This window comes from Hydrogenophaga aromaticivorans (assembly GCF_013387465.1).
Lineage (GTDB): Bacteria > Pseudomonadota > Gammaproteobacteria > Burkholderiales > Burkholderiaceae_C > Hydrogenophaga > Hydrogenophaga aromaticivorans.
The window spans coordinates 333,860-342,606 of record NZ_VYGV01000007.1 but is presented as its reverse complement, the minus strand read 5'-3'; the positions used below and the strand labels follow the sequence as shown (position 1 = coordinate 342,606).

The window sequence follows — 8,747 nt, the reverse complement described above, 5'->3', positions numbered from 1 at the left end:
CTCACCTGCGGTGACAATCAGTCAGGAACCCATCGTCCGATGGCCGGATGGCCAGGCTGGACTCAAAGGGGGATGCCCTGAAAGTGGCCTATGGACGCGCCGGTTGCGAACAGGCGTCCTTTCGGCTCCATGAAATCCCCCGGCCCCCTCAGGGCCACAACGGGGTCAGCCTCATGGAGCACCCAAACACCCCGCCAGGAACTGGCAGAAAATTTTGTTGGATGAGCGGCGTTGATGCGCGAAAACAGGCAACCTGAAGGAGACGGCGAAGCGCCATCCCGGCACACACCCATGATGCAGCAGTACCTCGCCATCAAGGCCGGGTACCCGCACACGCTGGTTTTCTACCGCATGGGGGATTTCTACGAGCTGTTCTTCGGCGACGCCGAAAAGGCCGCGCGCCTGCTCGACATCACGCTCACGCAGCGCGGCCAGTCGGCCGGCGAGCCGGTGGTGATGGCCGGCGTGCCGTTCCACTCCATCGACAACTACCTCGCGCGCCTCATCAAGCTCGGCGAATCGGCCGCCATCTGCGAGCAGGTGGGCGACGTGGCCACGGCCAAAGGCCCGGTGGAGCGCAAGGTGGTGCGGGTGGTCACGCCCGGCACGCTGACCGACAGCGAGCTGCTCTCCGACAAGACCGAAGCGGTCCTCATGGCCGTGCACCCGGGCGCGCGCACCGGCGTCGGCCTGGCCTGGATGTCGGTCACCCAGGGCATCGTGTTCCTCGCCCAGTGCGCGAGCGACGAGCTGGCCGACTGGATTCCGCGCATCGCGCCCGGTGAACTGCTCTACAGCGCCGAAGTCACGCCTGCGTTTGAAAAGAACGTGCAGGCGCTCGCGGCCCAGCCGCTGGCCAGTGGCCAGCGCACCGTGGCCGTGCTGCGCCCGGCCTGGGCGTTTGACGGCGCCTTGGGCGAACGCAAGCTGCTCGAACAACTGGGTGCCGCCAGCCTGGCCGCCTGGGACGCGCAGGGCCTGAGCGACGCGCACGCCGCCGCCGCCGCCCTGCTCGACTACGCCGAACACACGCAGGGCCGCGCGCTCAGCCATGTGAAGAGCCTGCGCGTGGCGCGCAGCGACGAGCTGATCGACCTGCCGATCACCACGCGGCGCAACCTCGAACTCACCCACACCCTGCGCGGCGAGACCAGCCCCACGCTGTTCTCCCTGCTCGACGTCTGCCAGACCGGCATGGGCAGCCGGGCGCTGCGCAGCTGGCTGCTGGAGCCGAAACGTGATCGCTCGGAAGCGCGCGCACGGCTCGACGCCATCGGCCTGCTGCGCGGTGGCCTGGGCCAGACGCTGCGCAGCGCGCTGAAGGGCGCGAGCGACGTGGAACGCATCACCGCGCGCACCGCGCTGCGCCAGGTGCGCCCGCGCGAACTGGTCGGCCTGGGTCAGACGCTGGGCCGCGCGCAGCAGCTCGCCCAGGGCCTGCAACACGGCCTGCCCGCGGGCGGACCGGCCCTGCTGCTGCAGATTGCGGCCGACCTCACACCACCCGCCGGCTGCGCCGAGCTTCTGCTGGCCGCGCTGCTGCCCGAGCCGGCCGCGCTGGTGCGCGACGGTGGCGTGATCAACCACGGCTTCGACGCCGACCTCGACGAGTTGCGATCCATACAGACCAACTGCGACGGCTTCCTGATCGACCTCGAAACCCGCGAGCGCGCCCGCACCGGCATCGCCAACCTGCGCGTGCAGTTCAACAAGGTGCACGGCTTCTACATCGAGGTCACGCAGGGCCAGATCGACAAGGTGCCCGACGACTACCGCCGCCGCCAGACGCTGAAAAACGCCGAGCGCTTCATCACCCCCGAGCTCAAGGCCTTCGAAGACAAGGCGCTCAGTGCACAGGAACGAGCACTGGCGCGCGAGAAGTGGCTCTTCGAACACCTGCTGGACGAGCTGCAGGCTTACATCGACCCGCTCACCCGCCTGGCCCGCGCACTGGCCGCGCTGGACGCGCTGTGCGCGCTGGCCGAACGTTCGCTCACGCTCAACTGGAGCGCGCCGCAGTTCGTCGCCGAGCCCTGCATCGAGATCCGCGGTGGCCGCCACCCGGTGGTCGAGGCGCGCCTGAACGAAACCACCGGCGGCAGCTTCATCGCCAACGACACCGTCATGGGCCCGAAACAGCGCATGCAGGTCATCACCGGCCCCAACATGGGCGGCAAGAGCACCTACATGCGCCAGGTGGCGGTGATCGTGCTGCTCGCCAGCATGGGCAGTTACGTGCCGGCGACGGCCTGCCGCCTCGGCCCGATCGACGCCATCCACACCCGCATCGGCGCGGCCGACGACCTGGCCAACGCGCAGTCCACCTTCATGGTCGAGATGACCGAGGCCGCGCAGATCCTGAACGCCGCCACGCCGCAGAGCCTGGTGCTGATGGACGAGATCGGCCGCGGCACCTCCACCTTCGACGGCCTCGCGCTGGCCGGCGGCATCGCCGCGCACCTGCACGACAAGGCCCGGGCCTTCACGCTCTTCGCCACCCACTACTTCGAGCTCACCGAGTTCCCGGCCGGCCACCACGCTGCAGTGAACGTGCACGTGAGCGCGGTCGAGGGCGGCGGCAAGAGCGGCATCGTGTTCCTGCACCAGATCGAACCCGGCCCGGCCAGCCGCAGCTACGGCATACAAGTTGCAAGACTCGCCGGCGTGCCGGCGGCGGTGGTGCAGCACGCGCGCCACGCGCTGGCCGCACTGGAAAGCCAGAGCGAACAGAGCCGCAGCCAGGTGGACCTGTTTGCCCCGCCGCCGCCAAGCGCCGAACCTGAAACCCATCCCTTGCTGGCCGCCTTGCGAGGCATAGATCCCGACGCACTGAGCCCGCGCGAAGCGCTGGACCAGCTCTACCAACTCAAGAAACTCAGCCTGCAACCATGACCTATTGCGTCGCCGTCAAACTCAACGCCGGACTGGTTTTCCTGTCCGACTCGCGCACCAACGCGGGCCTGGACCAGATCAGCACCTTCCGCAAGATGATCGTCTACGAAAAGCCGGGCGAGCGCTTCATGTGCCTGCTCTCCGCCGGCAACCTGAGCATTTCGCAATCGGTGCGCGAGATCCTGCAGGTGGAACAGGTGGAGGACATCGACGGCGGTGAGCCCATCACCATCTGGAACGCCAAGAGCATGTTCGACGCCGCACGCGTGCTCGGCTCGGCGGTGCGCCACGTGTACGAACGCGACGGCGAATCGCTCAAACGCGCCGGCGTGGAGTTCAACGTCTCCATGATCTTCGGCGGCCAGATTCTGGGCGAAGGCATGCGCCTGTTCCAGGTCTATTCGGCGGGCAACTTCATCGAGGCCACGGCCGAGACGCCCTTCTTCCAGGTCGGTGAATCCAAATACGGCAAGCCGGTGCTCGACCGCGTGATCACGCCCGAGACCCCGCTGGACGAGGCCGCCAAGTGCGTGCTGGTGTCCATGGATTCCACGCTCAAGTCCAACCTCTCGGTGGGTCTGCCGCTGGACCTGGCGGTGTACGAGGTCGACCAGCTGCAGAGCGACAAGATCACCTGCATCGACGAAAACAACCCCTACTTCCGCATGGTCCACAACACCTGGGGCCAGAAGCTGCGCGAGGTGTTCGACAGCATCGAGCACCCCACCTGGGACGGTAGCCACACCGAGGTGCCGCTGATCTGCGGCAGCGCGCGCAACCAGCCGCTGAAGAAGATCAGCAACTCCAAAGAGAAACTGATCTGATCAGGCCATGTCCCTGATCATCTTCTCCCACGCCAACAGCTTCCCCGCCAGCACCTACGGCGTGCTCTTCAAGTCGCTGCGCGCGCGCGGCTATGCGGTGCGTGCGCCCGAGAAATTCGGTCACGACCCGGCCTACCCGGTCACCAGCAACTGGCCGCACCTGGTGCAGCAGCTCGCCGATTTCGCGGCTCCGGAGATTGAACGCCACGGCCAGCCGGCCTGGCTGGTCGGTCATTCGCTGGGCGGTTTCCTGAGCCTCATGTGTGCCGCGCGCCACCCGGCACTCGGCGGCCACGGCGTCAAGGGGGTGTTGCTGCTGGACTCGCCCGTGCTGGGCGGCTGGCGCGCCCGGGCGCTGGAACTGGCCAAGCGCACCCAGCTGGTGGGCTCGATCTCGCCCGGCAAGATCAGCCGCAAGCGCCGCAACGCCTGGCCCGATGCGCAGGCCGCTTTCGACCATTTCGCCCACAAGAAGGCCTTCGCCCGCTGGGAACCGCAGGTGCTGCGCGACTACATTGCACACGGCACACACGACGAGACCACCGCACAAGGCACGCGCCGGGTGCTGGGGTTCGAGCGCGATGTCGAAACCGCGATCTACAACACCCTGCCCCACAACCTCGACCGGCTGCTGCGCCGCCACCCCCTGCCGTGCCCGGTGGCCTTCATCGGCGGCACCGAATCGCTGGAGATGAAACAGGTCGGCATGGCCATGACGCACCGGCTGGTGGGCCGGGACCACCCCGAGCGACTGCTCATGGTGGAAGGCAGCCACCTGTTTCCGATGGAAAAGCCCCAGGAAACGGCCGCCACCATCGACGCCGCCCTGCGCAGCCTGGGCGCCTGACCGGGACAAACAGCGAAACTGCACCGGGTTTCCCCTGCTGTCCCCTTCACCGCCCGGACCCCGGCTCCGGTATAAATGGGACAGGCGTGTACCGCACGCTGGCCCCGGCACACCCCACCCACTTCATGACGATCCCTGCGTCAAGCGCCACACCGCCCATCGCTGCCTCGTCGTGGCAGCGCCTGCTCGACTGGGAACCCCAGTCCCGCAGCGCCTGGCAACGCTTCACGGTGGCCATCCTGCTCACCCTGCTGGCGGCCTGGCTGCGTGTTGCCCTGGCACCGGCGGAGTCGGGCGGGCGCTTCATCACGCTCTCGCTGGCCGCGGCCCTGGCCGCGCTCTACGGCGGATTCTCCGCCGGCATGCTCAGCACCCTGCTCGGCATGGTGCTGATCAATTTTTTCCTCGTCAAACCCTACCTGTCGTTCGCGTTCGACAACCCGGGCGAAGCCTTCTGGCTCAACCTCTGGCACCTGCTGACCCAGCTGGTCGTCGTGGGCGCCATCTGGCTCATGCAGCAGAGAAACCAGCATCTGCGGGAAGCCAGCGAGCTGGCCCGCATCAGCCAGCAGCGCTTTCTCGACACCTTCGAACACGCTTCCGCCGGCATCTCGCACGTGGCACTGGACGGCCGGCTGTTGCGGGTGAACGAGACCTTTTGCCGGATGGTCGGCTACACCGCCGACGAACTGTTGTCCATGCGGTTCCAGGATCTCACCCACCCCGGCGACATCGACCCGGATGAAAAGTTCATCAAACAGGCATTGGCAGGCACACGGGACAGCTACGCGCTGGAAAAGCGCTACATCCACAAAGACGGCCACACCGTGTGGGCGCACCTGACCGTGGCGCTGATGCGCCGGCAGGCCGGGCTGCCCGACTATTTCATCTCCGTGGTGCAGGACATCTCCAACGTCAAGGCCGCCGATGAGGCCGTTCGCACCAACGAGCGCCTGATGCGCCAGGCGCAGGCCCTGGCGGGTTTTGCCAGCTGGGAGGCCGACATCGCCGCCGACCGCTTCCGCGCGCTGAGCGGTTCGTTCCAGCGCCTGGGCCTGCCAGGCGCGGAGCTCACTGGCGCGGAGCTGCACAGCTTCACCCACCCCAAGGACCAGCAGCGTCTGGTCCAGGAGTGGATGGACGCGGTGAAAAACACGGGGGCCTACAACTCGACCTACCGCGCCCGCATCGACGGCACCGATCGCTGGTTCAGCGTGCGCGCCGAATTCGAGCGTGACGCCGAAGGCCGGGCCGTGCGCGCCTTTGGCGTCACGCAGGACATCACCGAGCGCAAGCGCGCCGAACACCAGGTGCGTCGCCTCAACACCTCGCTGGAGCAACGCATCCAGGAGCGCACGCGCGACCTCAAGGCCGCCTACGACGAACTGGAGAGCTATTCCTACGCCGTGGCCCACGACCTGCGTTCGCCGTTGCGCATCATCAACGGTTTCGCCCAGGCGTTGGACGAAGACAACCCCGCGCTCGACGACACCAGCAGAAACCACCTGCAGCGCATCATGGGCGCCAGCAAGAAGATGGGCCTGCTCATCGACGGCCTGCTGCAGCTTTCGCAGATCGGTCGCGGCGAAGTGACGTGCCAACCCGTCAACCTCAGCGCCATCGCCACACGCCTGCTGGAAGAACTGACCGCCGAGTCACCGCAAAGATCGGTCTCCTGGTCGGTGGAACCCGATCTGCACGCCTCAGCCGATCCTTCGCTGGTCGATGCCCTGCTGCAGAACCTGTTGCACAACGCCTGGAAATACACCGCCACCACACCGCAGGCACACATCCGGGTGTTCGCCCGCGAGGCGGACGGTCAGACCCACTTCTGCGTGAGCGACAACGGTGCGGGTTTCGACATGAGCCGCGCCGACAAGCTGTTCCAGCCTTTCCAGCGACTGCACCAGCCGCACGAGTTCAGCGGCCTGGGCATCGGTCTGGCCACGGCGCAGCGCATCGTGCAGCGCCACGGCGGCGTGCTCCAGGCCGAGGGCGCGCCCGGTCAGGGGGCCACGTTCTGTTTCACGCTGCCCGGCGAAGCATCGCCAGATTCGCTGCCCTGAGGTGTTTCAAGCTTTCCAGTCGACCCAGCCGAAATGGGCGGTCAGCAGGATCAGCGCACCAAAGGCGATGCGGTACCAGGCGAACGGAACGAAGCTGTGGCTGGCCACGTAGCGCAGCAGCCAGCGGATGCACACCCAGGCGCTGAGGAACGCGAACAGCAGGCCCACGGCAAACAGCGGCAGATCGGCCATCGAAAGCATGTCGCGCGCCTTGTAGAGGCTGTAGGCGCCGGCGCCGATCAGGATCGGGATGCCCAGGAAGAAGCTGAAATCGGTCGCCACCTTGCGCGACAGGCCGAACAGCATGCCGCCGATGATGGTGGAGCCTGAGCGGCTGGTGCCGGGGATCAGGCCGAAGCACTGCGCCAGACCCACCTTCAGCGCGTCCAGCGGGGTCAGGTCGTCCAGATCGTGCACGCGCACACGGGCCTGCTGGCGCCGCTCCGCCCAGAGGATGACAAAGGCCCCCAGGATGAACGCGGTGGCCACCACCGTCGGCGTGAACAGGTGCGCCTTGATGGCCTTGCCGAGCAGCAGGCCCAGCACCACCGCGGGCAGGCAGCCAATGAACACGTTGAGGGTGAAGCGCTGCGCCGTGGGCTGCGAGGCCAGGCCCAGCAGCGTGGCGCGCAGGCGTTGCCAGTACACGATGATCACCGCGAAGATCGCCCCGGTCTGGATCGCGATCTCGAACACCTTGGCCCGCTCGTCGTGGAAATCCAGCAGGCTTCCGGCCAGGATCAGGTGACCGGTGGAAGAGATCGGCAGGAACTCGGTCAGGCCCTCCACAATGCCCATCAGGGCGGCCTTGATCAGCAACACAACATCCATACAGCATCCGGCGCGCGGGGCGCGCGTCACAAAAAAAGAACAGGCCAACCGCTGGCCTGTTCATGGCGTTCTATCGTACCCGCTGGCGCTGCCGCACCCAGCAGGCGGCGCAGGTTCAACGCGGCAAGGGGTCGAGCTGCAGTTCCAGCCCGCCGGGCACCACGCGCAAGGCGCCGGGCTGGTAGCCCCGGCGCCCGACCGCCTCCAGGTCTTCGGGCTTGAGGCGGTGCACCACCAGATCCGGCAGCAAGCCCTGAACCAGCGCACCACCCAGGCGCTTGAAACGCGCCGCATGCGCCGGCGATGCGTCGGGCAGATCCATGTTTTCCAGCCGCACATCGGTGAGCCGCACCGTGTTGTCGACCGGTTCCAGGCGCAGGCCGTAGCTCAGGCTGAGCGTGCCGCGCTGCGTGCGCGTCTCGACCAGCGGCATGCCCACGGTGAAATCCAGCTGGGTGCCGATGCGGTTCTCCGCCGGCATCAGCCGCAGCCTGGGCGTGTCCAGCGTGACGTCGAACAGCTCCAGGTAGCGGTTGCTGCGCGGGAACTGGCGCGCGATCGCCTCCATCAGCTTCTTCTCGGAAATCTTGACCGTGCGCGGGCCCGGTTGCAGGGCCGCGCAGCCGGTCAGTGCCCCGGTGGACAGCGCGCCAGCCACCAGCATCCCGGACCAAAGCAGCTGTCGTCGGACGGTGTCGGGCATTCGGTGTTCCTTGCAATGGGGGTGGGTCGCGCCCATTGTAGGAACACCACGGCCCGCAAGCGGTTCAGGGCTTCAGCGCTTCGACCGCGGCCCAGGTGTCGGCGCGGTGGCGGAACTTGCGCACCAGTCCCTGCTGGTTGAAATACCAGAGGTGGACCTCGTCCGGCTCGGGCACGACACGACCCGTGGCCTTGACCCGGGCCCGGACATCGATGACGCCCACCACGAGGTCGCCCTGCCCCAGGATGGCCTTGGGCGAAAACTCCGTGATCTCGACCTGCTCGGCGAGCACCTGGAAGAACCCGGTCACCGCCGCACGGCCCTTGCGCGGCTGCAGCCAGGGCACCGGCGCGCCGTTGCTGCCGTATTCCCATTCCACGTCCTCGGCCAGGCGCTCCAGGATTTCGGGGATCGCCCCGCGCCCGAACGCCGCGTACATCTGCTCCACGCGTTCCACGTTGTTCATGATCGGTCTCCGGTTGTGAACCACATGCCGCAGAAGCCCGGGCGGCACGACCGGGATCGGCGAGGCGGCCGTTCGGGCCGGCGGCGCCTGTGGACTGCGGCAAAGCGCAGTGCGTCGA

Annotated in this window: 7 protein-coding genes; 4 read left to right on the top strand and 3 right to left on the bottom strand. The window is 67.3% G+C overall.

The window, feature by feature from the left end; genetic code table 11:
• The first annotated feature begins 234 nt into the window (after positions 1-234).
• From mutS to F3K02_RS11535, 4 genes are all read left to right on the top strand, one after another.
• Positions 235-2,892 (top strand): DNA mismatch repair protein MutS, encoded by a 2,658-nt coding sequence (mutS, locus tag F3K02_RS11550; protein WP_425485581.1) that lies wholly within the window; start codon positions 235-237, stop codon positions 2,890-2,892.
• Positions 2,889-3,716 (top strand): proteasome-type protease, encoded by an 828-nt coding sequence (locus F3K02_RS11545; RefSeq protein WP_177135747.1) that lies wholly within the window; start codon positions 2,889-2,891, stop codon positions 3,714-3,716. The genes mutS and F3K02_RS11545 overlap by 4 nt, the downstream gene beginning before the upstream one ends.
• 7 nt (positions 3,717-3,723) lie before the next feature.
• Entirely contained in the window at positions 3,724-4,563 is an 840-nt protein-coding gene (locus F3K02_RS11540) for an alpha/beta fold hydrolase (RefSeq protein WP_177135746.1), read from the top strand.
• A gap of 86 nt (positions 4,564-4,649) precedes the next feature.
• Positions 4,650-6,629, top strand: coding sequence for a PAS domain S-box protein (locus tag F3K02_RS11535; protein ID WP_218179432.1), 1,980 nt, complete (start codon positions 4,650-4,652; stop codon positions 6,627-6,629).
• Between the two features lie 6 nt (positions 6,630-6,635).
• On the opposite strand, the gene F3K02_RS11530 is transcribed toward F3K02_RS11535, so the two are convergent.
• The 3 genes from F3K02_RS11530 to F3K02_RS11520 form a co-directional block, all read right to left on the bottom strand.
• The gene (locus tag F3K02_RS11530) at positions 6,636-7,460 is read right to left on the bottom strand and encodes an undecaprenyl-diphosphate phosphatase (RefSeq protein ID WP_177135744.1); all 825 of its coding nucleotides are present in this window, start codon (positions 7,458-7,460) and stop codon (positions 6,636-6,638) included.
• 115 nt (positions 7,461-7,575) lie between these two features.
• Positions 7,576-8,163 carry a hypothetical protein gene (locus tag F3K02_RS11525; RefSeq protein ID WP_177135743.1) on the bottom strand — a complete coding sequence of 196 codons (588 nt, stop codon included), beginning with the start codon at positions 8,161-8,163 and terminating at the stop codon, positions 7,576-7,578.
• 64 nt (positions 8,164-8,227) lie between these two features.
• Positions 8,228-8,629 carry a nuclear transport factor 2 family protein gene (locus F3K02_RS11520; RefSeq protein ID WP_177135742.1) on the bottom strand — a complete coding sequence of 134 codons (402 nt, stop codon included), beginning with the start codon at positions 8,627-8,629 and terminating at the stop codon, positions 8,228-8,230.
• Between the last annotated feature and the right edge of the window lie 118 nt (positions 8,630-8,747).